This window comes from Bradyrhizobium sp., from assembly GCF_027451485.1.
GTDB lineage: Bacteria > Pseudomonadota > Alphaproteobacteria > Rhizobiales > Xanthobacteraceae > Bradyrhizobium.
On sequence record NZ_DAIDJE010000174.1, the window covers coordinates 1 to 24,965 of the forward strand.

Genomic DNA, 24,965 nt, shown 5'->3' on the forward strand with positions numbered 1-24,965 from the left:
CATTGGTTTCGGCGAAGGCGGCGAGCTTCGGCGGCCGCTCGGCATCGCAATTGTCGGGGGACTGATCCTCAGTCAGGCCCTGACGCTCTATTCAACGCCGGTGATCTACCTTTATATGGACCGATTCCGGCTATGGAGCCAACGTCTCAGGGGTGGAGACAGTCCGCTTGCGCCCGAGACCAGGCTGCAACCCGGCGAGTAGGTGTTGGCACTCCGATGATCGGCAAAACATCACGACGGCCCTCGCCAGTGCCTACTTTCCGAAGTTCGTGCACCACCTCAGCGCGCAGCTTTCGCGAAATTGGGAAAGTCACGGCTACCAGCAAACCGACGATGCTGGTGACGCGTCTCCATTTGAAGTTCCTGAATGGAATTCGCCGCTTGCGGCGCAGGACCTTCAAATGGACGATACTAAGCCCCAACAAGCTGACACTTGTCATTTCAGCCTTGATGGCGGGTCCGGCTCTGTCCGGCTGTATCCTTGGCAGCGAGCGGCCCGATCTCAACCTCGAGGTGCCGGCAGCCTATCGTGAAGGCGGCCACACGGCGCCCGACACCCATCTTCCGGCGGTCGACTGGTGGCGCGGCTTCAAGTCCAGCGAGCTGACTTCGCTGATGGACACCGCGCAAATCTACAATCTCGATATCGCGGTTGCCGTCGCGCAGATCATTCAGGCCGATGCGCAGGTCGGGATCAACGGTGCAGCGCTGTTGCCGTCGGTAACCGGAACGGGCAACGCCGAGCAGATTCGCAGTGCGACCGGCGCCAGCCAGGGTGCGACCGGCTTCTCGCAATCGGCAACCTTCCCGCAATATAATTTGGGTCTCTCCGCGAGTTACATGCTCGACTTCTGGGGCAAGAACCGCGCCACCCTCCATGCCGCCGAAGAGACCGCGACAGCACAGCGTTACAACCGCGAGGTTGTCACCTTGTCGACGATCGTGGCTGTCGCCAATGCCTATTTCCAGGTTCTCGCCGCGCAGGACGAACTGCGTGTTGCGCGGCGCAATCTCGCCGCCGCCGAGCGCATCCTCACGCTGATCAGGCAGCAGTTTGTCGGTGGTACGGCATCGCAGCTCGACGTATCGCAACAGGAAACCCAGGTTGCCACCGAACGCGCGGCCATCCCGCCGCTCGAGATCACGCTGCGGCAGAATATCGCCGCCCTCGCCTTGCTGGTCGGTCGCGCGCCGGCGAATTTCACCGTGAAGGGCGGGACAATGACGCAGATCGCCATCCCGCGGGTGACGCCGGGGATGCCGTCGGAACTGCTCAACCAGCGTCCCGACATCCGTCAGGCCGAAGCGCAACTGGCGTCCTCGAACTTCAGCGTCGAGTCGGCGCGCGCCGCGTTCTTCCCGCAGATCCAATTGACCGCGCAAACCGGCGTGCAGAGTGCGGCACTGGCCTCGCTGTTTGGACCCGGCGCCTGGTTTTACACGCTGTCGGCCGGTTTGACGCAGCCGCTGTTCGACGGCTTCCTGCTGGAGAGCGAACTGAAACAGGCCAAGGGCGTGCAACTGCAAAACTTGCAGGCCTATCGCAAGGCGGTGCTGTCGGCGTTTTCCGATGTTGAGAAGGCGCTGGTCGCGCTTCAGCAATCGACCTTGCAGGAGCGCCTCGAGGTGGAGGCGGTCGCCTCTGCCCGCAAGGCCTTTGAGGTCTCCGAAACCCAGCTGCGCGCGGGCACGGTCAACCTCATCACCGTCCTGCAAACCCAGCAAACGCTGCTCACCAATGAAAACGCGCTGGCGCAGGCCCGGCTGAACAAGCTCTTGGCGGCCAGCAGCCTGTTCCAGGCGCTCGGCGGCGGCTGGACGCCGACCGGGCAGCTGTCTTCGCTACAGCCGCTGGATGGCGCGACGCCCAACGCCCGGTGAATCAAAGACGCAGCCGCAGCATCGCCGGCAGCCGCCGCAAAATTCAAAAATCTTAAGTATTAAAGAGACTTAACCGCCGTTGTAATCACGCGCCGGTGCGTTATATTTCATGTTTCGGTTACGGCCGTATTGTAAAGCTTGGTGTGGTTGGTGACGAGGCCCGTCTGTTCAGGCGGGCCGTCGCCATTTGGGCTCCGGTTTTGGAGCTGCAAGTTCAGGCGAATTATGTCCGAAGGATAGACGCGATGACTCGTTCCAATCGGGTTGACCATATCCGGATCACCTCGCATCCGGCACCGGGCGGCAAGCTCAATTTCCCGATCCGTTGGGGCGCGGCCAGCGCACGCGAACGCGGACCGATCATCGGCACGGTTTCCCGGCCGCAGGACCGCAACGTCATCGGCTCCCATGGCGGCTCCTATTCGGTCTACCGCGCGCTTGCGGTTTCCTCGGGTGCCCTCGATCCGATCCGGCGGCCCGATCTGACCAACACGCACCCGGCGGCCGCGATCGGTCCATTTCCGCAGTGGAGCGAGGCGGAGCGCATCGTTTCGCTCGATCCCTGGGGTCATCTGGTGGCGGAAAACTTTGCCACGGAAATCGCCGAGGGCGTGGATATCCGCCCGAGCATCGCGATCACCCGCGCCCGGCTTGATCTTCCTGAATTGAGGGCCGCGATCGACGCCGGAAGGCTGAAGCACGACGGCGATGTCGTCCACAAGAACGGCAGCGTCTCCGTGGTGAAGATCGCGATCGATCCCGTGTGGTACCTGCCGGGTCTGGCGCAACGCTTTGCAACCACCGAAAACAATCTGCGCCGGCAATTGTTCGAGCAGACCGCGGGCATGTTTCCCGAGCTTGTCACAAGACCGGACTTGCAGGTTTTCCTGCCGCCGATCGGCGGGACGACGGCTTACCTGTTCGGCGATGTTGCCAAACTGCCGGACCACGCTACCCGCATCACCTGCCGCGTTCATGACGAATGCAACGGCTCCGACGTGTTCGGCTCGGACATCTGCACCTGCCGTCCCTACCTGCTGCATGGGATCGAGGAGTGCGCGCGCGCCGGCCAGGAGGGCGGGCTCGGCATCATCGTCTACAATCGCAAGGAGGGCCGCGCGCTCGGCGAGGTCACGAAGTTCCTCGTCTATAATGCGCGCAAGCGCCAGGAAGGCGGCGATGCGGCCGCGCAATATTTCGAGCGCACCGAATGTGTCGCGGGCGTGCAGGACGCGCGCTTCCAGCAACTGATGCCGGACGTGATCCATTGGCTGGGCCTCAAGCGCATCGATCGCTTCGTTTCCATGAGCGACATGAAATACGACGCGCTGACCGGCCAGGGCATCGAGATCGTCGAGCGGATTCCGATACCGGACGAACTGGTCCCGCCCGACGCGCATGTGGAGATCGCGGCGAAAAAAGCCGCCGGCTATTTCAGCGCAGAACCTGCGCCGGCTGACGAACTCCTCAACTCGATCGGCCGCCCGCTTGAAAAATACTGACGCGGGGATGGCCATGGCGGCCGGACAATCCGAGGCATCGGCAGCGCTCACGCTGCTGAGCGCCAAGGCTGTGCGTGAGCGCGCCCATCGAATGCTGGGACTCGCACTGCACGACAAGCTTCCAAACTTCCGCATCCGTTCAGACAGGATGGATGGCGTTGTTGATCTGGTACTGCAAGTCACGCGCGAGGCTTATCCGGGCTTGGACGTGCCGTTCCATTCGCGATGGCGGCATTTTGTCGTGAACGGCGAGGACCGCTGGGCTCCCGCTGCGAACCGGTGGTCCGATCCCGCGGCACGGGCGCGCGCCGAGTTCGATCTGGCGATAATCAGCGTCTTCCTTGACGCCGGTGCGGGCCCCGCCTGGCGCTATCGCGACTCCAGGAGCGGCCTCGATATCGGCCGGTCAGAGGGACTCGCTCTGGCAAGTCTAGCCATGTTCGAACGCGGTACCTTCTCGGCCGATCCGCGCGATCCGCTACGCGCCGACGGCGCCGCCCTCGTCAGGCTTGCGGTGGCCGACGTGGCAGACGGCTTGCAGGTGTCCGACGATAATCCGCTTGTCGGACTCGAAGGCCGGGTCGAACTCTTGCGGAGCTTGGGCAATCTCGTCACCTCCCGCCCAGACGTTTTCGGCCGTCACGACACGCCGAGGCCCGGCGGACTGTTCGATCACCTGGCGGGACTTGCCGAAAGCGGCCGCCTTCCCGCCCCCTTGATCCTTTCCGAATTATTGCTGCAACTCGGACCGGTCTGGCCATCGCGTCTGACGCTTGGCGGAATCGCGCTCGGCGATTGCTGGCGACATCCGGCGCTGACCACGGGAGATACGACGACCGGCTTGGTACCGCTGCACAAGCTTTCGCAGTGGCTGGCCTACTCGCTGATCGAGCCGTTGCAGACGGCCGGTATCTATGTGACGGATATCGACGGCCTGACCGGGCTTGCCGAATACCGCAATGGCGGGCTTTTTATCGATTCCGGGGTGCTGACATTTCGTGATCCCCAAGATGCGTTACGCGAGCATGAGGTCGCTTCGCCCCTGGTCGTCGAGTGGCGCGCATTGACGGTGGCACTGCTCGATCGCCTGGCCTTCGGCATGCGCGAGCGGCTCGGGCTCGATGCGGTATCGCTGCCGCTCGCCAAGATTTTGCAAGGCGGATCCTGGGCTGCGGGACGAAAACTGGCGCGCGAACGCCGAAGCGACGCATCGCCGCCGGTCAAGGTCATCAGCGACGGGACTGTATTTTAGAGGGGAAACAACATGGAAGGCGTCACCATCGTCGGCCATCCGCTGGTGCAGCACAAGCTGACGCTGCTGCGCGAAAAGGAGGCCTCGACCAAATCATTCCGCGAACTCCTCAAGGAAATCGGAATGCTTCTCTGCTACGAGGTCACCCGCGATCTGCCTCTCGCCCACGTCGATATCGAAACCCCGCTCGCTCACATGAAGTCGCCGCAGATCACCGGCAAGAAGCTGGTCTTCGCGCCTGTGCTCCGCGCCGGAATGACATTTGCCGAAGGCATGCTCGATCTGGTGCCAAGCGCGCGGGTTGCCCATATTGGGCTTTATCGCGAACCGGAGACCTTTGTCGCCGTCGAATATTACTTCAAGGCGCCGGCCGACCTGCACGAGCGCCAGGTGATCGTGATCTCGCCCGTACTCGCGACCGCCAACACCGCGGTTGCGGCGGTCGACCGCCTGAAGGAACGCGGCGCCAACGATATTCGTCTCGTCTGCCTGATTGCAGCCCCGGAAGGCATCGAGCGGATGCGCGGCATTCATCCCGACGTACCGATCTGGCTCGCCGCCATCGACGACGGGCTGGATGACCACGGCTTTATCCTGCCCGGCCTTGGTGACGCCGGCGACCGCGCCTACGGCACCAAATAGCGAAGCTGACGTTCTTCAGGTGCCCACGCGCAGCGCTGCGCGCTGCTTGCGAAGCAGCGCGATGACGGATTGCGCAGTGATACGTCCCGTCTTCGGATTTTCACTGGGAATGCCCTCGATCGACATTGAAAAACGCGCTGCATCGGATTCGACCTCGACCCGGTGCGTGTTGCGTGTCAGTGCCGGATCCGCCCAGATCTCGAGCCGCGTCCGGTCGGGGCCTATGCCGGCAAGCGACAGCGCCACGGCGACGTTCAGATTGGCAGGAAAGCCTTTCGCAGCCTCCCGCGCTGTGCCATCGAAGACTTTCAACGGCTCCTTGATCGATTCAATATCGATATTGTTCTCGATCAGAAAAGGTGCGCCGGCCAGACCTCGAACCGGCTTCCGTGTCACCATCCGCACCGAATGAATGTCGCCGACGGCGGCCGCCGTCACTGCATCGAGACCAAGAAGCGCCCCACTCGGCACCACGATCTGTCCGCCGTTTTTCCTGGCGACATCGATCAGGTCTTCATTGTCAAGCAGCGCGCCGGCACTGAGCACGATCGCGGTTTTTCCGCTTTCTACGAAGGGGCCTACGATGGATCGTAAGAGCTTTGCGGGCGCGCATTCGATGACGTTGTCCGCGACCTCTGATAGTTTCTCGATCGGCAATACCGCCGGCTTCGTCTTCAGACCGCCGAGCCAGTTGTGGTGCTTTTCCGGATTCTGTGCCGACACCGCTGTCAAGGTGAGGCCCTCGATTCCTTGGTCGAGCGCTTCGGCGACTTTTTTCCCGATCGCTCCCAATCCGGCTATCGCGACCCGGAGCTTGCCGTCAGATTTGTTCGACAAATTTGCCATTGGCTGGCGTCTCTCTTGTCTAAGCGCCCGCTTCAACGGCGGGCGTCACTTCGAAAAACCGTCGCCATCAGTGCGACCCATTCCCGGCAAAAGCCATAGTCGGTTGGCTGGTGCGGCGAATTTAACGTTCCTATCAGTGTTGCGCCACGTTCGTAACAGGAAGCTTAAATTCAAAGCCGCACCGGAATCAATGAATTGCCAGAGCTCCTTTCAGTGCCCACAAGTCGACCGCTTGACCGCCTGAAATATAGCCTTTTGCCGTCGGCAAAAATCGGCTTTGCTTTGACAAACGGACAAAGCGGCTTGAGGAGACCCCATGAATGGGCTTGGCGGACTGAACAAATCCCCCAATGGCGTCGTGATCGGGCTGGTACAGCTTCAACTGCCGGTCGTCGTGACCAAGGCCGACCTCGCCAAGCAGACCGAGCGGATCGTCACCATGGTCGGCAAGGCGCGCCGCAATCTCTCCAGCATGGACCTTGTGGTGTTTCCCGAATATTCGCTGCATGGCCTGTCGATGGACACCAACCCCGCGATCATGTGCCGTCTCGACGGTCCTGAGGTCGCAGCCTTCAAGAAGGCCTGCATCGACAACAGGATCTGGGGTTGCTTCTCGATCATGGAACATAACCACGACGGCAATCCCCATAATTCCGGCGTGATCATCAATGATCAGGGCGAGGTCAAACTCTACTATCGCAAAATTCACCCGTGGATTCCTGTCGAGCCGTGGGAGCCCGGTAATATCGGCATTCCCGTGATCGAGGGGCCGAAGGGCGCGAAGATCGCGCTGATCATCTGTCATGACGGCATGTTCCCCGAAATGGCGCGCGAATGCGCCTACAAGGGCGCCGAGATCATGATCCGCACCGCAGGCTACACCGCCCCGATCCGCGACAGCTGGCGCTTCACCAACCAGGCCAACGCCTTCCAGAACCTGATGGTGACTGCCAATGTCTGCATGTGCGGGTCCGACGGCTCGTTCGATTCGATGGGCGAAGGCATGATCGTCAATTTCGACGGCAGCATTCTCGCTCACGGCACGACGGGTCGCGCCGACGAGATCATCACCGCAGAAGTGCGGCCCGATCTCGTGCGCGAAGCCCGCATCAACTGGGGCGTCGAAAACAACATCTACCAGCTCTGGCACCGCGGGTACGTCGCGGTGAAAGGCGGCGCGATGGATTGCCCCTACACTTTCATGCAGGACATGGTCGCCGGTACCTACCGGCTGCCATGGGAGGATCAGGTCAAGATCACCGACGGCACCTCCTGCGGTTTTCCGGCGCCCACGCGGATGTTCGGCGCCAAAGCGAGCAAAGCAGCGGAATAACCGTTACCTTTCAGTGAAAGTGATGATGAAGCTCGACGCGCGGCCGCGTGAACGACTTGCGGCCACGCTTGAAGCCCCAGAGCGGCTGCGCCAGCGTCGCAACCGCGTCGGTCGGATTGTTCGCATCGATGCAGACGAGATCGGCCGGCGCGCCGACCCTGATGCCGTAATCATCAAGCCGCATCAGGCGTGCCGCAGAGGCCGTCACCATGTCGAGGCAGCCGGCAAGATCTGACGGGCGCGAGACGTGGCAGACATTGGCATAGAGGTTTGCCATGCGGATCAGCGACCCGTCGCCATAGGGAGTGAACGGATTGAGCACATTATTGGTGGAGATCGAGCAAGTGACGCCTGCCCGCCTCAGGGGTTCGGCCGGCACAACGCCGCGCGGCACCGCGTGGTCGTGGCTACGCCCCATCAGATGCAGATCGGTCGAAGGCAGGATGGTTACGGCGACGCCGGCGCTGGCCAGGCGCGTCGCGATTTCTTTGAAGCGCTGCGCGGGCAGCAGCGACATCTGCGTGACGTGACCGACCGCCACGCGCCCGCCGCGGCCGAATTCCTCCGTCTTCCGGCAGACATATTCGACCTGCATGTTCTGCGTCGTTTCGGCGAGATCGAGATGCATGTCGATCTCGGCGTCGAATTCGCGTGCGATCTCGAAGATGCGATCGATCTGCTTGCGCGGATCGCTGTCGAAATACGGTACCGCGCCGATCGTGCGCGCACCGCGGCGCAAACCCTCGATCAGCAGCTCTTCCGTGCCGGGATAGTTGGTCATTCCCTCCTGCGGAAACACGCATAGCTCGAGATCGATGGCCCACTCATAATCCCGCGCAAGCTGCTCGATGGCCTCAAGGCCGATAAGTCCGATGCCGGGATCGAGCTCGACATGGGTGCGCATCCGCATCGTTCCATGCGAGATGCAGCGCTCCAGCGTTTTCTTGCCGCGAGCATAGGTATCTTCGGCGGTAAAGCCGCGCTTCGCCGCGGCGGTCTCGCGGACGGCTTCGGCAACAGTGCCCTCCTCGATGCGGCAGCGATCAAGGATGCAGGTCTTGTCGAGGTGAATATGCGTTTCGATCAGGCCGGGAACGACGAGACAACCTTCGGCGTTCAGTTCGGGCCCGTCGGCCGCGAGCGCCGGCGCGATCGCCGCGATCGTCCTGCCTTGCACGGCAATATCGACGCTGGTGAGCTCGCCATCGCGCAAAATGCGCGCATCCCGGACAATCAGATCCATTCATCACCTCAAGAAGCAGACCCAAGATAGGCGTCGTCGAGCATGGCGCCACGCAGGTCTGACGGAGTTCCCTGCGCGACCACACGGCCGCCGCCAAGCACATAGCCTCGGTCCGCAATGGCGAGCGCATACTCGGCCATCTGGTCGACGATCAGCAAGGTCATGCCCTCGTCGCGCAGTCGCGCGAACTGCTCGAACAGTTCTGACACGATCGCTGGCGCCAAACCGAGCGACGGTTCGTCGAGCATCAATATCTCAGGCTTCGCCAGGAGCCCACGGGCGACCGCGAGCATCTGCTGCTCGCCCCCCGAAAGCAGACCGGCCGCCGTATGCAGGCGCGGACGCAGCCGCGGAAAACGCTGGAGCATGCCTTCGATCTCGCTCATCGAAAAATCGCTGCGGCGCGTCGCGCCCAGACACAGGTTCTCTGCCACCGTCAACTTCGGAAACACCTGGCGTCCCTCCGGCACGAGGATCAGACCGGAACGCGCCACGTGCGGCGCGGACAGCGAGGCGAGGTCCTTGCCATCGAGCTTGATGCTTCCGCTTACCGGGCGGATCAGGCCGCTCAACGCCTTCATCAGCGTCGATTTACCAGCGCCGTTCGGACCAAACAGCGCGATTACCTCGCCGCGGCCGACCTTGAGACTGACACTATCGAGCACGGCCAAGGCGCCATAGCCTGCACCCAATCCATTGACGTCGAGCAAGGGTTCCGCGGCGTTGCGCGCGACAGCCGGTCCGGCGGCCATCGCGGCACCGAGATAGGCGGCTTTGACAGCCGGATCATTGCGCACGACCGCGGGCGCGCCGACGGCGATGCGGCGCCCGGCATCGAGCACCACGATCTCGTCGGAAATCGACATCACCAGCGACATGTCGTGCTCGACGAGCACGACGGCAAGACCGACGCGGGCAAGCCGCTGCAACAGAGCGCCCAGCTTGGCGGTATCGGCCTCGTTGAGGCCTGCCGCCGGCTCGTCCAGCAACAACACCGCTGGCGAGGTCGCCAGCGCCCTCGCAATCTCCACCAGCCGGCGATCGACATGCGGCAGCGTGGCTGCGAATGTCGCGTCCGATCCAGCGTAGCCGACCAGCGCCAGCAGCGCGCGCGCCAGATCCGAATCCGCGCGCCCGCGCCAGGCGCCGCGCAGTAGACCCAGACGGACGTTGTCGAGCACGGATAGATTGGCGAAAGGCTGCGCCGTCTGGAAGGTCCGGGCAAGGCCGGCGGCCGCCATCTCGTGAGCGGAGAAGCGCGTGACTTCCTGTTTGCCGACGCGCACGGTTCCGGCATCAGGGCGCTGAAACCCGCTCATCAGATTGAGCAGCGTCGTCTTGCCCGCACCGTTCGGGCCAATCACGCTGGTGATACGCCCCGGCGAGGCAAGCATATCAACGCCTGCGACCGCGACGACGCCGCCGAAGGCAATTCGCACGCCCTCCGCTACAAGGCTGCCGCGCGCGCCGGTGATGTGCGCCAGCGCCCGATCGAGATCAGGCCTCGCATCGGCAACAGGTTTTTGCGACCGTAACAGCTGTGCAAGCGCACCTGCGATTCCACCCGGCGCAGCCCACAGCACGACCAGAAGCGCCGCGCCGAATATCAGGAGTCGATATTCGGCGAGGCTTGCCAATGCTTCCGGCAACAGAACAACGATGACCGAGCCAATCAGTGGCCCGAGGCTCCAGCCGGCGCCACCGATGACCACCACGAGCAAAAGCAGTATCGATTGCGAGAACGGGAAAGAGCTTGGCGCAATGAAGCCGGTCAGCGCGGCCTGCAAACCTCCGGCGAGCCCGGCGGTGGCGGCTGCCAGCACGAAGGCCGCCGTCCGCACCGGCACCGGACTGATGCCGACGCCACACGCCGCGGCGGGAGCCGAGGCGAAAGCCTGCATGGCCAGGCCGACGGGACTGCGCGCCAGTCGATAGAACAAGACCAGCCCTGCCAGACAGAAAGCGCACGCCAGCAGAGCGGTGCCGCCAGTGCCGAACGGCGCCGAAATTCCGGCAAGCCCGCTGGAACCGCCGGTCAAATCGCGCCATTCGATCGAAACGGATTCGACGATGAAACCGAAGGCGATCGTCACCATGGCAAGATACGGCCCGGTGACGCGGAGCGCCGGAATCGAAAGCGCCGCCGAAATGACGGCCACCATAAGCACCGCAAACGGTAACGCTGCCCAGAAATTCAACCCGGCTTTGGTGGTGAGAATGCCAACCCCATAAGCGCCGAGCGCGACGAAGCCGCCCTGCCCCAGCGATACTTCGCCGGCAAGGCCAAGCAGCACGTTCAACCCGATCCCCGCAAGCGCCGTGGTCGCGAGCATACCCAAAAGATACGCATAGTAACCGGGCGCCAGCAGACAGGTCGCAGCGGCAGCAATGCAGGCGAGCACCGCCACCATGACAGCTGCGGTCGTCCTCATACGCGCACCTTGGTTCGTCCGCCGAACAGGCCAGACGGCGCCAGCACCAGGGCAGCGATGACTGCCGAGAAGGTCACGATTTGGGTGCTGCTCGAACCAAGCCAGGTCGTGGCGCAGGCTTCAACCAGCCCATAGCCGAGACCGGCGATCACGACACCCCAGGGATTGGTCAGGCCACCGAGAATCGCAACGGCAAAGGCCTTGATGCCGAACAACGTCCCCATATCGTAGGCCACGTTATAAAGTGGCGCGATCAGGATGCCGCCGATGCCGGCGAGCAGCGCCGCTGCGGCATAGGTGAGCGCGACGAGCATGGTCACGTCAATGCTCATCAGCCGCGCCGCATCCGGATTTTCGACCGCAGCACGCAATTTCAGCCCGAGACCTGTCCGATGCATGCCAAGATGAACGGCAAGCGCCAGCCCGAGCCCGACAACGGGAACGAGCACCTGCAGCGGAAAAATGCCGACCGTGCCAATGACCCAGGGATCATCGGCCAGCGACGACGGCAGCGCGCGGGGCTCCTTGCCGAACACGACCATCACAACGTTGTCGAGCACGATGCCGAGCGCGACAGTCGCCATCAGCCATGCATTACTGCCGCGTGCGACAAAAGGCCGGACCGCGATGCGTTCGACGATGAGGCCCCAGATCGCACACGCCACCAGCGCAAGCGGGACTGCAATCAGCATCGGCCAATGCAGACCCATCGCCAGTGCGTAGCAAATCACGGCTCCGAGCATCACCGATGAACCCTGCGCGAAATTCACCGTGCCCGAGACGGCAAATGTCAGCGTAAAGCCCAGCGCGATCAGTCCGTAGATGCTCCCGAGGCTCAACCCCGAGACGAGTGCAGTCGCGAGCATGGTTCAGCCGGTCACGGGCTCGATTTTATCCCCGTTGTAACGCACCATGACGTAGTCGTTCTCGTTCAGGGCGTCATGGTTTTCGTCCGTGAAGGGCTTCACGTAGTTCTTGATCAGGCCCCGATAGTTGTCGACGGCCAAGAAGCCCTCGCGCATCTTGGATCCATCGGTCGACCCAGCTTTTGCAATCGCAAGCGCCGTCAGTTGCATGGCGTCGTAGGCATTGGCCACGCCGACCGGCGGCGTGACGTCACCCGGGCCCTTGACGTCCGGATATTTTGCCATCAGCGCCGCGAGCACCCGCTTGCCGACCTCGTTCTGCGGGCCGAAGAAGCTGTAGGTCTGGATGAAATGTACTTTCCCGGCCCAGGAGCCGGCAAGCTCAGGGAAGCGCCCGCCCGAAATGCCCCAATGAGAGACCACCGGCACCGCCCACGCCGACCTCTGTAACGACTTGATCACCTGCGCGCCGGGCGCGGCATTTCCGACCAGAATGATGGTGTCGGCACCGGCCTCCCGCAGCCGCTGCAATTGTGGCGTCATATCGGGATCCTTGTCGTCGAATTTTTCCGCGCCTGCGAGCTTGATGCCGGCGGCCTCTGCGGCCGACGTGAGGCCTTTGAAATTGGACTCGCCCCAGCCGTTATTCACCAGCATCAGGCCCGGCTTCTTGGCGCCGAACTTTGTCACGGCGTATTTCATCAGGGCGCGGTCGACCAGGACGTCCACGGCCGACACCCGGAAAACGAAATTCGGATCGGCGCCGTTGCGCGTGATGTTGGTCGCAGCCGCCCACACGCCCATGAACGGCACTTTTGCCGAATTCACCAGCGGCACGATCGCGAGCGACACCGGACTGTCGATGCCGCCGAAGAGGATGGCGGCTCCCTCCCTGTCGATCAGTTCGCGGGCCGCCGTTTGCCCCTTGGCGGGATTCGACTCGTCGTCGCGGCGGACCAGTTCCAGCTTCCGGCCACCGAGCAGGCCGCCTTTGGCATTGATCTCATCGATCGCAATGGTCAGTCCGCGGGTGATCCCCTCGCCGGATTTCGCCGAAGGCCCGGACAGCGCCGCCACCAGGCCAACCTTGATCGGCTCGGCGGCGAGCACCGAGCGGCCGATCAGGCTTCCCGCGGCAATGCCGGCAGGCAAAACAAGGGCTTGGCGGCGAGTCAGTTTGGTCGGCATAAGCAACTCCCCTTGATATTCGTTTCGACCTTCGTCTCGGCTGCAGTCATGGGCCGCGCTCATGCCGCAAGCCGAGGGTTTCTTGCATCCGAAATCAAGCAAACGGTATGCCAGAGCCTCGAAAACAACGACCTGCCGGGACGGCAATCGCGCCGCCGTACGCCCCGGAGGTTGCCGAGCTCTGCCCATGTGGATGCGAAGTGTACTTCGCAGTTTCCGGGCCGCTCGTCCCAGGGCGGCTACATGGTCGATATTGCCAGCGGCGCCCACCAGAACCCGGCGCGGTTCATCATGAACGCGCTCCCTTCTGCTGAAGACACGAGCATGCCAGAGCAGACTAACCGATCAAGCCATGGGCCGGGAACTGCGCCCACTAATTCGCCAGCGCCCCCCACTGCATCACCATCTGTTCGGCGCCGCGCTGCGAAAGGGCAAAAACCGTATAGGTCGGATTTGATGCGCCCTCGGTCGGAAAGATCCCCGGCCCCGCAATCCAGAGATTCGGGATTTCGTGGCTTTGGCCATAGCTGTTGACGACCGAATTGGATGGGTCCGTACCCATGATAGTCCCACCCATCAGGTGAGCGGTCGGGACCACGCCGCGCGACACCCATGCCTCCTTTGCACCTGCCGCCTTGGCGACCTTCAGGCCGTCTTCCATATTGGCGTTCCAGAGTGCGACGGCGTCCTTCGGGTAGGTATGCGTGAGCTTTCCAAGCGGCATGCCGAATGCGTCCTTGTCGCTGACGAGTTCGACGCGATTTTCCATTGTCGGCACCTCTTCGCCGAACGCCTTGATGCCCGTCAGATGGTGCGCCGCGCGCTTCATGTAATCGTCGAGCTCGGCACCGAACAGGTCATGGCGTGAATTGGCGAGATCGGCAGTCTTCAAGGCAAAACCCGCCGTCCAGAACGTGCTGCCAAAGGCGTCTTTCTGACTTGTCTTCGGATAGTGCTGATACGACATGTATTGCACGGCAACCGTGCCCATGTGGTTCTGTACGTCCTCATCGAACAGCGCCCAGGTCGATGCCACCGTGTGCGACATCATGAAATGGCCGACGAGCCCGCTGGCGTTGGACAGCCCCTTCGGGTGCTTGTCGCTTGCCGAGTTCAACAACACCCGCGGATTTTGCGCCGCCCACGACGCGAGGATGACGACACTCGCTTCCTGCGTCCGCTTCTGATGCTTGTCATCGTAGTATTCGACTCCGGTCACCCGCGCACCCGACTGGTCGGTGAGAACGCGCGTTACCGTGCAGAACGCCCGCAGTTCGGCACCGGCCCTGCGCGCCTGACCGAGAAAGGTTGCCTGAGGATTGGCGAGCGCCCCGATCGGACAGCCGACATGACACCATCCGTCATAAAGACAGGCGGGACGCCCCTTGAACTCTACCGAGTTCACGCCGACCGGCGCGGGCACCAAAGGAAGACCTGACATCTCCATCGCTTTGAGCCAGATATCGCCATTGCGGAAGGTTTTCGTCGGCGGCATCGGATAGGCCTCGCCAGCCGGACGCCAGCGCTCCTCGGCCTTGGCATCGCCCGATACACCGACCTCGTGCGCTACCTTGTCGTAGAATGGCGCGACATCTTCGTAGGCGATCGGCCAATCGTTGCCACGGCCGTGCTCGCTCTTCATCCTGAAATCCGTCGGCAACAGCCGCGGAAAATTCGCGAAATAATGCAGCGACGCGCCGCCCGAACCCCAGCCGGCTTGCGCCACGTAGCCCACCGGATTCTTGCCGTCGAGCAGGATCGGCGGCCCCGCCGGCTTGATGCGGCGGCCCCAGATCTCCGAGCTGATGAGATCGGTCAGCTCCCAATCAGGCCCCGTCTCCAGCAGCACGACCTTCTTGCCGGCCCTGGCCAGCACGGAAGCGTAGACCGAACCCGACGCACCGGCGCCCACGATGACGACATCGACCTTCTCCGTTGCCATCTCACCACCTCTTTTCCGGAGCGATGTGCGCCATGTAGGGAATGCCGAGCGCCTCATAGCCTTCCATGGTGCCGTAGACGACATCGACGGCGTCGGCGCGCAGCACGGCATAGGCCAGCGCCGCCGGCCTTCCCTTCCAGTCTTCGACCTTGTTCTGTCGCATGCGATCAACGAATTCGCGCTGGTCTTTTGCCTCAAGCTGCGCGAATTCCTTGCCGAACAGCTTTCGGCTGCCATCGTCGACGGTCATGATCGTCTTGCGGTAGAACTCGGCAAACGGCGGGCGGAAATTGAAGATGCGGGCCTGAAGCAGCGATTCCTGGGCCGGCACGGACAGCTGCTGATCGATATAGTGGGCAATCCCCGCCTCGCGGGCGTTCGGCACCAGGGTCTCGCCGAGCGCCTCGAGAGTTTCGCCCTGATGGCCGTCGAGCAGGCGGAACGGGACGTTGCGCGCCCTCGCCTCGTGGGGCGTCATCAGGACCTCGACGCCACCGACCGAAAAGGCCAATGCACCGAACGTCGCGCCCTTCACAAAACCACGCCGACCAATGTCCCCCATGGTCTTCTCCTCCCGGAGCTATGTTTGTATTGTTTTTTGGCAATGGAGCAGCGGTATAGTTGCCGGCTCCGATAACGAGTCAAGGACAAAACAATGGCCCATGATGCACCGCAGGCAGCCGGCCCGAGCAAACTTGTCATCCGTAACGTGGGCCTGATGCTTTCGGGTGCGCTGGAAAAGCCCATTCTCGATGCCGACACCATCGTGGCCGAGAACGGCAAGATCACCGGGATCGGCCGCTTCAAGGATCTCGACACCGCGGGTGCCACCACGACCATCGACGCCAACGGCACGACGGTCGCGCCCGGCCTGATCGACAGCCACGTACATCCCGTCGCCGGCGACTGGACGCCGCGGCAGAGCCAGATCAATTGGATCGATTCCTATTTGCACGGCGGCGTCACCACCATGATCTCGGCGGGCGAAGTGCACATGCCGGGCCGACCGCGCGATGTGGTCGGTCTTAAAGCGATGGCGATCTTCGCGCAGCGCGCGTTCTGGACGCTGCGCCCGGGTGGCGTGAAAGTTCATGCCGGCGCACCGGTGATCGAATGCGAGATGGTCGAGGACGACTTCAAGGAATTGGCGGCAGCCGGCGTCAAGCTGCTCGGCGAGGTCGGGCTCGGCGGCGTCAAGGACGGACCGACCGCGCGCAAGATGGTGGGCTGGGCACGCAAGTACGGCATCCAGAGCACGATCCATACCGGCGGCCCGTCGATTCCGGGTTCGGGCCTGATCGACAAGGACGTCGTGCTCGAAGCCGACACCGACGTCGTTGGCCACATCAATGGCGGGCACACTGCGCTTCCCGACGACCAGATCCGCTGCATCTGCGAAGGCTGCAAGCGCGGGCTTGAGCTTGTGCACAATGGCAACGAGCGCTCGGCGCTGTTCACGCTGCGCACCGCGCACGAGATGAACGAGCTCGGCCGCGTCATCCTCGGCACCGACGCACCCGCCGGCTCCGGCGTGCAGCCTCTCGGCATTTTGCGCATGGTCTCGCTGCTGTCCTCGCTCGGCGAGGTGCCAGCCGAAATCGCCTTCTGCTTCGCCACCGGCAACACGGCGCGGATGCGCGCGCTCGATTGCGGGTTGATCGAGGTCGGCCGCGCGGCGGATTTCGTCATCATGGACAAGGCGCAGCATTCTCCGGGCAAGACCCTGCTCGACAGCGTGCGGCTCGGCGATCTGCCCGGCATTGGCATGACCATCATCGACGGCATCGTCCGCACCCAGCGCAGCCGCAACACGCCGCCCGCGACGAAAGTGCCGGAGATTGTCAGCGGACATAAGTAGCCCCTGCGGCCGTCCTTCGAGACGCGGCCTGAGGGCCGCTACTCAGGATGAAGTCCTCCCCTTGCTTCCACAGGGTTGCCGATCCAATCCTCATGATGGGGAGGCGCATCAGCGCTGTTTCGAACCGTGAGGCCGCGTTCCCGCGACGCAAACAGCGTCCGGGCTATGAAGAAATCCGCCCAAAGGGCGTGGGGAATGTCGGGCGCTTGGGCGCACCCGCAGCCTCGTGCGCAAAGCAAAAAGCACACGAGTTAGTCACCACAGGTCCGCCGGATCGCCCGACATTCCCGCACACGAATGGTTTTCACGGCTTCCTTCGCGCTCTCCCTGGTGAACCGGGCTTTCTTGCCACCATCGCCGACGCGATGCGCTCCGCATCGTCGCCGACTTGACACCAGCGTCGGGGTGTCAGGACCACACGACTTCGCCGTCCGCTTGCCCTGCGTTCGTCTGATGCGCAGGCCCCGCGTCCATCGTATCCCGCACCCAACGTTCGTGACGATCGCGAAACGCCCCTTTTGCGAGGCGGGACATCCATTCCATAGAACTGCTTCTAGCGAACCGCAAAGCGAAATATCTTTTGCGACCGGGCTGGACGGGCGACGCAAATCAGTCGTACCGCGCCGTCCGCCATGCCGAGCATAACGGCATCAAATCCGGATCATGGAACCGAGCGGATGGAGCAACGCAAATTTCTGGTCGGCGCCCTGCGCACCGCCGGATCGCCCTGGGCGACATGGTCGCAGCGGAATCTTTCCGCTAATCTCACTTTGCCCAAAGATGGTAGTCGGCGGCCGCGGAGGCGATGATGAAATTTCACAACGTGCTGGTTGCGTTCGCCGGACTGGCGTTGCCGCTCCTGGCGTGTCAGGTGCAGGCCGCGGAGATCAAGGTGCTGGCTTCGACGGCGGTGAAGACGACGCTGCAAGAACTCGCGCCGCGATTTACCAAGGCGACCGGCAATAAAGTCGATATGACGTTCGCACCGGCTGCGGCTTTGAAAGACAAGATCGAGCAAGGCGCAACGTTTGACGTCGCGGTGCTGACGACGCCGATCATCGACGACCTTGCCGGGAGTGGTAAGGTCGAGACGATTCACACCGCCATCGCCCATTCCGGGATCGGCGTTGCGATTCGAAAGGGCGCCCCAAAGCCTGACATCAGCACGAAGGAGGCGTTCAAGCAGGCGCTGCTCAATGCAAAATCGATCGGCTTCACGGCGGCCGGAGCGACGGGGGCTTATCTCATGATCCTGTTTGAAAGACTTGGAATTGACGAGGAGCTGAAATCCAAGCTCAAGCTGTTGCAGGGCGGCGCCGGCGAGGCCGTGACATCGGGCGAAGTCGAGATCGGCATGACGCAGATCAGCGAGATCCTGCCCTATCCGGGCGTCGAACTCGCCGGGCCGCTGCCGCTGGACATTCAATCCTACACTTATTTCTCGGCCGCCGTGTCGGCCGCCACCAGGGAAGCCGACCTGTCCAAGGCCTTCATTAAATTTCTCGAAGGTCCAGACGCGCTGACCGTGTTAAAGGCAAAAGGCCTGGAGCCGGGCTGATCGCGGCTGCGTCGGAGGTAACAACAATTACCGACGAATCGTCAGACCAATTGCCACCGGCAGCGCGAGTAAAACGAGTGGTAGTTGAACAATTACCCCGGCAATGATCGCTGTGGCGAGCGGCTGAAGCATTTGATCTCCAGACCCACTAATCGCCGCGCCAAGCGGCAGCAGCGCCAGGATCATCGCAAGAGTGCTCATGACAATGGGCCGCATTCGATTGAGCGCCGCTTCGCGCAAGGCGTCATACGGCGGCATCTCTCTAGCAAGCGCCTGATATTCCGAAACCAGAAAAATCGCCATCTCGGTGGCGATACCGATGATCATGACCATGCCCATCATCGCGGTGATATTCAGTTCGACGCCGGTCAGCCATAAACCGACGAACACCGCGCTGGTCGAGATCAGCGAGCTGATAACAATGATGATTGGAATTAAGAACTGCTCGTACAGGAAAAGAAGCAGGATGACCTCTCCGATCAATGCGGCGGCAAAGACTCTCATCATGCCGTGTACCGCCAATTGCTGTTGCTTGTAGGCGCCACCAGCTTGATAGTAGACTCCGGCGGGAAGAAAACCCGGCTTTTCGAGAATGGCTTTGACCGCCGCAGCGGTCGAACCCAGGTCGTATCCGCCGCCGATTTGCGCGGTCACTGCCACCACCTGGGCAAGGTTGCTGCGCGTGATCTCCGGCTGGCCGGCGATAAATGTTACGCTGGCGACGGTGGCGAGCGGGAAGATTTGCCCGTTCGGTGCACGAATGGTCAGCTTGGCGAGTTGGTCTTTGGACAGGCGCTCTTGCGGTGGATCGAGCTTCAGCCTGACCCCCACGGGTTGCTCTGCGCCGAGATAAGATGTGACGACGGAGCCGAACAGATAGTGATAGAGCTGCGTCTCGACGTCAGCGGGAGTTACCCCTGCCATCGCCGCAGCCGCTGGATCAACGTGAATATCGAGCGCGTCGCCGGCGGGCACGACCCCGTTGTTGATCGAAGCCGGTTCGATACCCGGCACTTTGGCAATCGCCTGCGCGACCTTCTCCGCGATTGCCGGCAGCACAGTCGGGTCGTTGGCGCTTAGCTCGACGACGATAGGCTGCGGACGGCCGACCATGTCGCCAATCATGTCGTTAAGCAGTTGATGAGTATCGAACCTGATTCCTGGCACGAGTTCGGTGATCTTGCTGGTGATGCCGTCCATCACCGTCCAACTCGACGGCCGCCTGGAGGGATCGGTCAGACGGACGAAAAAGTCCCCCTGATAACTCTCCTTGAGATCGCCCCCAAGGCCTGCCCCGGTGCGACGGGAAAACGTGTAGACGGACGGGTCGCTCTTGAGAATTGTCTCGACTTGCTCCAGCTCGCGGTTGGTTTCCGTCAGCGACGTACCCGGTTGCGTCTGGTAGTCGAGGACAAATCCGCCTTCGTCCATTTTCGGCAGAAACCCAGTCCCAACCCTGCCGTAGGCAAGATATCCTGCTCCGACCAGGAGGACCACAACCGGCGCAATCAGCCATGGGCGCGAGAAAAGTTCGCTCAACAGTCTCGAATGCATTCGCCGCAGCCGTGTCTCACGGCCATGCTGCGGATCCCTCCATGCGCCAAAATCGATGATGCTGCGCGCCAGGAGTGGTACGGTGAATGTGGTCAGCAGATAGGAGATCACCAGAGCCAGTGACATCGTAAGTGCAAGGAACTTGAAAAACGCGCCGGTCAGTCCCGAAAGAAACGCCAGGGGCACAAAAATGATGATGGTGGCCAAGCTCGACCCCAGTAACGGAGAGAAGAACTCCCGCGCAGCGAGCAGAACCGTCGTCTGGGGTTGTTCGAGGCCAGGCGCACCCGCTCGCCGTGCGATCTGTTCGATCATCACGATGACATCATCGATCAGGAGACCGATCGCCGCAGCCGTGCCGCCGAGCGTCATGATGTTGAAGCTCATTCCGGCGACGGCGAGCAACAGGACCGTGATAAGCAGCGACAACGGCACCACCATCATGGCCACCAGCGTGACCCTCCAGTTGCGTAGAAAACCGAACACGACCGCCGCCGCGAACACCAGTCCGATTCCAATCGCTTCCGCGACCGCGCCGATGGAGGAGCGGACGAGTTCCGTCTGGTCGTACCATTTATAGAAATGGACAGATTGCGGTTGCGTCTTCATGAATCCGCCGAGCCGCTGCTGCACCTCTTTTTCAAGCGTCAGCGAATCGGCACTGTCCTGCTGGTAGACGTCGACGGTGACCGCGGGCTGGCCATTCTCGTTGACCATCAGCCATTGCGGCACTGATCCCATGGAGACCTTGGCGATAGCGCCGAGGCGAACAATGCCGCCATTGGCGTTGCGCAGCTTGAGGTCGGCGACTGCGGCGACAGAATCGAATGCATTGTTGGTAACGGCCAGGTAGAGGAGATCATTGTCTTCAAGGCGCCCAACAGCCTTCAGGGTATTTCCTGCGGAGATTGCGTTGGTCAGGTCGGCGAGCGTCAGATGAAGCGCCTCAAGCCGGTACGGATCGACCGCAACCTGCACCTCCGGGGTTTGTCCTCCCAGAATGCCGACGCGTCTGACGCCTGCGATACCCGTCAGCAAGGGTGTGATCTGATATCTTGCAAGACGGCGCAGCTCCGCCGACGGCACTTCGTTTGAGATGAGCGCATAAGAGACAAACGGCATGATCGCGTTCGGACTCATCTGCAGCGTGACATAGCTCGTACCCGGAGGCAGCTTCGGCAGCGCCTGAGCAACGGCCGCATCGACACTCAGCAGCGCCTGACGCATGTCCGAGCCCCACGGGAAATCGATAAAGATTTCCGCAGAGCCGCGGGACGAGATCGAGGTAATGCCGGTGGCGCCCGGCACCGCTCGCGCTACTTCTTCGACCGGTTCGGTGACCTCGATCAGCATCTGCTTGGCCGGCATGCTGCCGCTGTCGATCGTGACCCGAATGCGCGGGAAGCTCACCGTCGGAAACAAACCGACCGGCAGCGTGATCGCCGCGTAGGCTCCGGCAGCAGCGAGGGCAAAGGCGACAAAGACGAGCGAGCGACGATGGGTCTCGATCCAGCCGACGAAGTTCATTTGCCGTCCGCCGCATTCGAGTTTGCCGGTCGAAGCTTCGTGCCATCTCGAAGCTGATAGTTGCCGGTTAGCACGAGCGGCGCGGCAGGATCGAGCGGTCCCTCGATCACATCGCTCGTTCCGTCCCCGACAAGAACGTCCACGTTGACCCGGCGTGCACGGTCATCGACCGCCTGGACCACATAGGACGCGCCTTTATCGTCGACAAGAACGGTCGCGTGCGGAACGACGTAGCCGGCCGCCTCGCCGACGATAATGTGAGCGGCGGCCGTTTCACCCGCAAAGAAGCCCTCCGGTGGAAGAGCCACATCCACCGCGACCAGGCCGGTCTGCGGATTGACCGCAGATCCGCGCAGCACCACCTTGCCGGCGGTGCCGCGCTTTGCGCCGAGCGGCGTAACTTTCGCCGCCGCTCCAACCTTTATTTCGTTGGCTTGGTCTGGAACGACCCCGGCGTGCAAAACTAGTTCATTCAAGCGAACGAGATCGATCAGCGCTGCGCCTTGCGCGACGATGGCTCCCGGGCTTGTTGAGATTGCGGTCACGACCGCAGCAAATGGCGATCGTAGGATTTGCGGGCTCCCGGCTCCCTCCGCCTGCATCGCGGCGAGCGAGGCCTGAGCGTCGGCGGCGGATTTCTCCGCTGCACCGAGTTCTTGGCGCGTAGCGAGATGCTGGTCCAGCAGCGTGCGGGTCCGCTGCACAAGCTCGTTGGCCGTGCGCAGCGCCGTTTGTGCCTGACTGTAGGCTGCTGCCGTCGCCGGGCTCGGCCCCAAGCTAACAAGCGGCGTGTCCGCCGCTACTTTTTCATCACGTTTGACATACACCGTGTCGACCACGGCCGAGAGGGGTGCCATGACGGTTTGGTGCGCCGCCGGGTTGGCCCCGACCACTCCGTAAGCGCTGATGATGCGCGGCAGGCTGCCTTTTTTTAACTTGACCAAATCGACCGAGACGCTGGGCTCTTGATCGGTTTCGGCGTAGCCCGTCGGAACCGGCGCGACAACAAACAAGACGCCGGCGCAGAGCAACAATACCGCGGAATACCTACGCCTCGTCATAACGGCGTCCTCGGTCCACCGAGCCGACCGGCCGGCGGCAGATCTGGCTCGATTTCGATCTGCGGCATGCCCGCGCCAACGAGGGTTGCGAGGCCGACCTGCCCTTCGAGAATCGCTTGTTGCAGGCCGATCTTCTCCCGTTCGCGGGTGAGCCGCGCAACCTCGATATCGACATAGGATCGCTCGTCAAGTGTGCCCTGCGCGAAAGCAGCCGCCGTCTTCTCCGCAATCAAGCGCGCCTCTTTTAGGCGCGGCTCCAGGTCGGCAAGCTGTCGCGACAGGAGAGACTGCTCCGAAAGAAGCGCTCCTATCTCGCCGGTCGCCGCCGAAATCCGTGCGTTGAACTCGCGATAAAGCTGCTCTCGCGTTGCCCGTTCGAGCGCGACGCCTCCTTGGTTGCGGTCAAAAATTGGAAGGTCCATGGTAACATGAGGACCAAACGTAAGAGAGTTAATGCTGTTGCTCGTCCCGACGCTGGCAACGCCGACCGACAGGTTCGGGAACTGCGACAGAATGGCCTCCCGCACCTTCGCGTCCTCGGACCGATAGCCATATTGCAGGGCAACGAGGTCGGGCCGTCGGTCGGCCAATGTTGCCAATTGCCTGCGAATGGCCGACGAATCGATGCGCGGCAAATCCGGCGACGCCGCCAGCGCGAGTTTGGCGCCGGGGGCAAGGCCAAGGAGCGCATTGAGTTGCTGCCTCCGGCTCAGTTGTAACCGCTCGAGGTTGTTGGACGCGTTCTCAAGGTCGCTGAGTGCGATGAGATCGGGCGAAAGTGCAGAAAGGGTTGCATTGCCCTGATTCATCGCCCTGTTCGTGAGATCGAACCGCTCCTGCAGGAATTTGTGGCTTTGGCTGATCAGCATTCTCGTTCGCTCACCGGAGATGATGTCGACGAAAAGAAGCCGAGCCTTGCCGATCGTCTGCCATTCTTGCCAGAGGAGGGTCGCGTAGATCTGCGAGGCGGCGTTTTGTGCGGCGTCCCGCTTTGTGTCCAGCAGCAAAATCGCCCTCACATTCTGCATGACGCCCGGCCCGGCAATGACGAACGGGTAGGTCACATCAGCCTGGGGGTTTGGAAGGATGCCAGCCTGTATCACCTGCGCCACGCCAAGCCCGAGCTTCGCGCGCGCAGCCCAAAGGTCGGGATTATTGAGGACCACCAATCGATCGAGCGTCGCAAGCCGTATGGGCTTCCCACCGCCCCCCTCAAGTTCAGAGGCGTTTGCGACAAGCCTCGGCTCCTTGTCGAGTGCCAAATGCTCATAGGAGGCGCAACCCGCCAATGCGGCTGCGCCGCAGAACAGAAAACATCGAGCGATATGCCTGGCCGAAAGGATCATGAGTACGGGAGGAACGAGAGTTCAGGAATTTGCGTCGGGAACAAGATTTCCAGACGAGAGTATAAGCCAGGTTTGACGGGCACGCGCTGTCGCAAGCGCCCAAGAATTGATTTTCCACTTATTCAAGGGAAGGCCGTGTCGCGATAATCGGGTTTTGATCATTCGGAGAACTCCGAGGCCAAGCTTTGTGAAGAAGCATCTTGCTGATGTGATCGCTGACAATTTACGAGGTTGACCCAAAACGGGGGTCGAACGACGGTACCGGCTGTTTGCCAATGCTTGGTTGATTGAGCGCTGTAGAAAGCGGCAGCCGAATGATGGCACGGATACCCGATCGATCATGTCCCGTCATGTTCTGGAGGCTAACTTCGCCACCCAGGCTGTCAGCGATGCGCCTAACGATAGAAAGGCCGAGTCCGGCTCCTTCGCCCTGCGGGCGGGAGCCACGATAGAACGGCTCGAAAATCCTCTCCAGATCGGCCGCCGGGATACCTGGCCCCGAGTCCTCAATCTGCAGAACCGCCCAATCGTCCTCGCGATAGACGCCAATGTCTATCCTGCCACCACGTGGCGTGTGGCGAAGCGCATTGTCGAGCAGATTGCGAATTAGGATGGCGAGAATAGCCGGTTCGCAACGGACCACGACCGGTTCAACGACTTCAAAGCCGAGGTCGATGCCGCGGCCGGCGGCCAGCGGCAGCAGATCGGCTGCGATCTCCTTTGCGGTCTGGTCGAGCGACACTTGCGGCATTTCGCTGGCGATGGGCTTTGCCTCATAACGTGCGAGCGCCATGAGCTGGTCGAGCAAATGCCTGGTGCGCTGCATGCCTTGCCTGAGCGCCGCCACGCGGCCTCGCGCGCCTTCGGGCAGTTCGACGGCATCGAGGTTCTCGGCCTGAAGGCTCAGCGCCGTAATGGGCGTCCGCAACTCATG

Annotated in this window: 19 protein-coding genes; 8 read left to right on the plus strand and 11 right to left on the minus strand. The window is 62.2% G+C overall.

Annotated elements, in window-relative coordinates; all coding sequences use genetic code 11:
* The 5 genes from NEZ08_RS21010 to upp all read left to right on the plus strand — a co-directional run.
* The coding region (locus NEZ08_RS21010; protein WP_298111254.1) for an efflux RND transporter permease subunit at positions 1–202 on the plus strand (202 nt) is incomplete at its 5' end.
* Between the two features lie 179 nt (positions 203–381).
* Entirely contained in the window at positions 382–1,881 is a 1,500-nt protein-coding gene (locus NEZ08_RS21015; protein ID WP_367278445.1) for an efflux transporter outer membrane subunit, read from the plus strand.
* Positions 1,882–2,126: 245 nt separating this feature from the next.
* Entirely contained in the window at positions 2,127–3,383 is a 1,257-nt protein-coding gene (locus tag NEZ08_RS21020) for a GTP cyclohydrolase II (RefSeq protein ID WP_298111256.1), read from the plus strand.
* Positions 3,384–3,396: 13 nt separating this feature from the next.
* Positions 3,397–4,635, plus strand: coding sequence for a URC4/urg3 family protein (locus NEZ08_RS21025; RefSeq protein WP_298111259.1), 1,239 nt, complete (start codon positions 3,397–3,399; stop codon positions 4,633–4,635).
* 12 nt (positions 4,636–4,647) lie between these two features.
* Entirely contained in the window at positions 4,648–5,277 is a 630-nt protein-coding gene (upp, locus tag NEZ08_RS21030) for a uracil phosphoribosyltransferase (protein ID WP_298111260.1), read from the plus strand.
* 15 nt (positions 5,278–5,292) lie between these two features.
* Here upp and NEZ08_RS21035 read toward each other — a convergent pair whose 3' ends face one another.
* Positions 5,293–6,123, minus strand: a complete 831-nt coding sequence (locus NEZ08_RS21035) for an aspartate dehydrogenase (protein ID WP_298111262.1) — start codon at positions 6,121–6,123, stop codon at positions 5,293–5,295.
* 316 nt (positions 6,124–6,439) lie between these two features.
* Between NEZ08_RS21035 and NEZ08_RS21040 the strand changes: the two genes are divergently transcribed.
* Positions 6,440–7,456 carry a formamidase gene (locus tag NEZ08_RS21040; protein WP_298111265.1) on the plus strand — a complete coding sequence of 339 codons (1,017 nt, stop codon included), beginning with the start codon at positions 6,440–6,442 and terminating at the stop codon, positions 7,454–7,456.
* Between the two features lie 10 nt (positions 7,457–7,466).
* Here the strand turns inward: NEZ08_RS21040 and NEZ08_RS21045 are convergent, their stop codons facing one another.
* From NEZ08_RS21045 to NEZ08_RS21070, 6 genes are all read right to left on the minus strand, one after another.
* The gene (locus NEZ08_RS21045) at positions 7,467–8,699 is read right to left on the minus strand and encodes an amidohydrolase family protein (RefSeq protein WP_298111268.1); all 1,233 of its coding nucleotides are present in this window, start codon (positions 8,697–8,699) and stop codon (positions 7,467–7,469) included.
* 8 nt (positions 8,700–8,707) lie between these two features.
* Positions 8,708–11,131 carry a branched-chain amino acid ABC transporter ATP-binding protein/permease gene (locus NEZ08_RS21050; RefSeq protein ID WP_298111271.1) on the minus strand — a complete coding sequence of 808 codons (2,424 nt, stop codon included), beginning with the start codon at positions 11,129–11,131 and terminating at the stop codon, positions 8,708–8,710.
* Entirely contained in the window at positions 11,128–11,997 is an 870-nt protein-coding gene (locus NEZ08_RS21055; RefSeq protein WP_298111274.1) for a branched-chain amino acid ABC transporter permease, read from the minus strand. The genes NEZ08_RS21050 and NEZ08_RS21055 overlap by 4 nt, the downstream gene beginning before the upstream one ends.
* A gap of 3 nt (positions 11,998–12,000) precedes the next feature.
* Positions 12,001–13,185 carry an ABC transporter substrate-binding protein gene (locus NEZ08_RS21060; protein WP_298111277.1) on the minus strand — a complete coding sequence of 395 codons (1,185 nt, stop codon included), beginning with the start codon at positions 13,183–13,185 and terminating at the stop codon, positions 12,001–12,003.
* A gap of 373 nt (positions 13,186–13,558) precedes the next feature.
* Positions 13,559–15,127, minus strand: a complete 1,569-nt coding sequence (locus tag NEZ08_RS21065; protein ID WP_298111280.1) for a GMC family oxidoreductase — start codon at positions 15,125–15,127, stop codon at positions 13,559–13,561.
* A gap of 1 nt (position 15,128) precedes the next feature.
* Entirely contained in the window at positions 15,129–15,689 is a 561-nt protein-coding gene (locus NEZ08_RS21070; protein WP_298111284.1) for a gluconate 2-dehydrogenase subunit 3 family protein, read from the minus strand.
* Between the two features lie 93 nt (positions 15,690–15,782).
* Between NEZ08_RS21070 and NEZ08_RS21075 the strand changes: the two genes are divergently transcribed.
* Positions 15,783–16,985: an amidohydrolase family protein gene (locus tag NEZ08_RS21075; protein ID WP_298111287.1), complete on the plus strand. Its 1,203-nt coding sequence runs from the start codon at positions 15,783–15,785 to the stop codon at positions 16,983–16,985.
* 808 nt (positions 16,986–17,793) lie between these two features.
* The gene (locus tag NEZ08_RS21080; protein ID WP_298111290.1) at positions 17,794–18,543 is read left to right on the plus strand and encodes a substrate-binding domain-containing protein; all 750 of its coding nucleotides are present in this window, start codon (positions 17,794–17,796) and stop codon (positions 18,541–18,543) included.
* Between the two features lie 27 nt (positions 18,544–18,570).
* On the opposite strand, the gene NEZ08_RS21085 is transcribed toward NEZ08_RS21080, so the two are convergent.
* The 4 genes from NEZ08_RS21085 to NEZ08_RS21100 form a co-directional block, all read right to left on the minus strand.
* Positions 18,571–21,624: an efflux RND transporter permease subunit gene (locus tag NEZ08_RS21085; protein WP_298111292.1), complete on the minus strand. Its 3,054-nt coding sequence runs from the start codon at positions 21,622–21,624 to the stop codon at positions 18,571–18,573.
* A complete protein-coding gene (locus NEZ08_RS21090) occupies positions 21,621–22,685 on the minus strand; it encodes an efflux RND transporter periplasmic adaptor subunit (RefSeq protein WP_298111294.1) in 1,065 nt (354 codons plus the stop codon). The genes NEZ08_RS21085 and NEZ08_RS21090 overlap by 4 nt, the downstream gene beginning before the upstream one ends.
* Complete coding sequence (locus NEZ08_RS21095; RefSeq protein WP_298111296.1) at positions 22,682–23,797, minus strand: TolC family protein; 1,116 nt, start codon at positions 23,795–23,797, stop codon at positions 22,682–22,684. The genes NEZ08_RS21090 and NEZ08_RS21095 overlap by 4 nt, the downstream gene beginning before the upstream one ends.
* 457 nt (positions 23,798–24,254) lie before the next feature.
* Complete coding sequence (locus tag NEZ08_RS21100; protein ID WP_298111301.1) at positions 24,255–24,959, minus strand: HAMP domain-containing sensor histidine kinase; 705 nt, start codon at positions 24,957–24,959, stop codon at positions 24,255–24,257.
* Between the last annotated feature and the right edge of the window lie 6 nt (positions 24,960–24,965).

What these genes read in the sequence shown, in the direction of transcription:
- NEZ08_RS21020 (WP_298111256.1), top strand. Translation starts at nt 2,127, where the DNA reads ATGACTCGTTCCAATCGGGTTGACCATATCCGGATCACCTCGCATCCG.
- NEZ08_RS21050 (WP_298111271.1), bottom strand. Translation starts at nt 11,131, where the DNA reads ATGAGGACGACCGCAGCTGTCATGGTGGCGGTGCTCGCCTGCATTGCT.
- NEZ08_RS21045 (WP_298111268.1), bottom strand. Translation starts at nt 8,699, where the DNA reads ATGGATCTGATTGTCCGGGATGCGCGCATTTTGCGCGATGGCGAGCTC.
- NEZ08_RS21075 (WP_298111287.1), top strand. Translation starts at nt 15,783, where the DNA reads ATGGCCCATGATGCACCGCAGGCAGCCGGCCCGAGCAAACTTGTCATC.
- NEZ08_RS21090 (WP_298111294.1), bottom strand. Translation starts at nt 22,685, where the DNA reads ATGACGAGGCGTAGGTATTCCGCGGTATTGTTGCTCTGCGCCGGCGTC.
- NEZ08_RS21070 (WP_298111284.1), bottom strand. Translation starts at nt 15,689, where the DNA reads ATGGGGGACATTGGTCGGCGTGGTTTTGTGAAGGGCGCGACGTTCGGT.
- NEZ08_RS21025 (WP_298111259.1), top strand. Translation starts at nt 3,397, where the DNA reads ATGGCGGCCGGACAATCCGAGGCATCGGCAGCGCTCACGCTGCTGAGC.
- NEZ08_RS21080 (WP_298111290.1), top strand. Translation starts at nt 17,794, where the DNA reads ATGAAATTTCACAACGTGCTGGTTGCGTTCGCCGGACTGGCGTTGCCG.
- NEZ08_RS21055 (WP_298111274.1), bottom strand. Translation starts at nt 11,997, where the DNA reads ATGCTCGCGACTGCACTCGTCTCGGGGTTGAGCCTCGGGAGCATCTAC.
- NEZ08_RS21040 (WP_298111265.1), top strand. Translation starts at nt 6,440, where the DNA reads ATGAATGGGCTTGGCGGACTGAACAAATCCCCCAATGGCGTCGTGATC.
- NEZ08_RS21085 (WP_298111292.1), bottom strand. Translation starts at nt 21,624, where the DNA reads ATGAACTTCGTCGGCTGGATCGAGACCCATCGTCGCTCGCTCGTCTTT.
- NEZ08_RS21060 (WP_298111277.1), bottom strand. Translation starts at nt 13,185, where the DNA reads ATGCCGACCAAACTGACTCGCCGCCAAGCCCTTGTTTTGCCTGCCGGC.
- NEZ08_RS21065 (WP_298111280.1), bottom strand. Translation starts at nt 15,127, where the DNA reads ATGGCAACGGAGAAGGTCGATGTCGTCATCGTGGGCGCCGGTGCGTCG.
- NEZ08_RS21035 (WP_298111262.1), bottom strand. Translation starts at nt 6,123, where the DNA reads ATGGCAAATTTGTCGAACAAATCTGACGGCAAGCTCCGGGTCGCGATA.
- upp (WP_298111260.1), top strand. Translation starts at nt 4,648, where the DNA reads ATGGAAGGCGTCACCATCGTCGGCCATCCGCTGGTGCAGCACAAGCTG.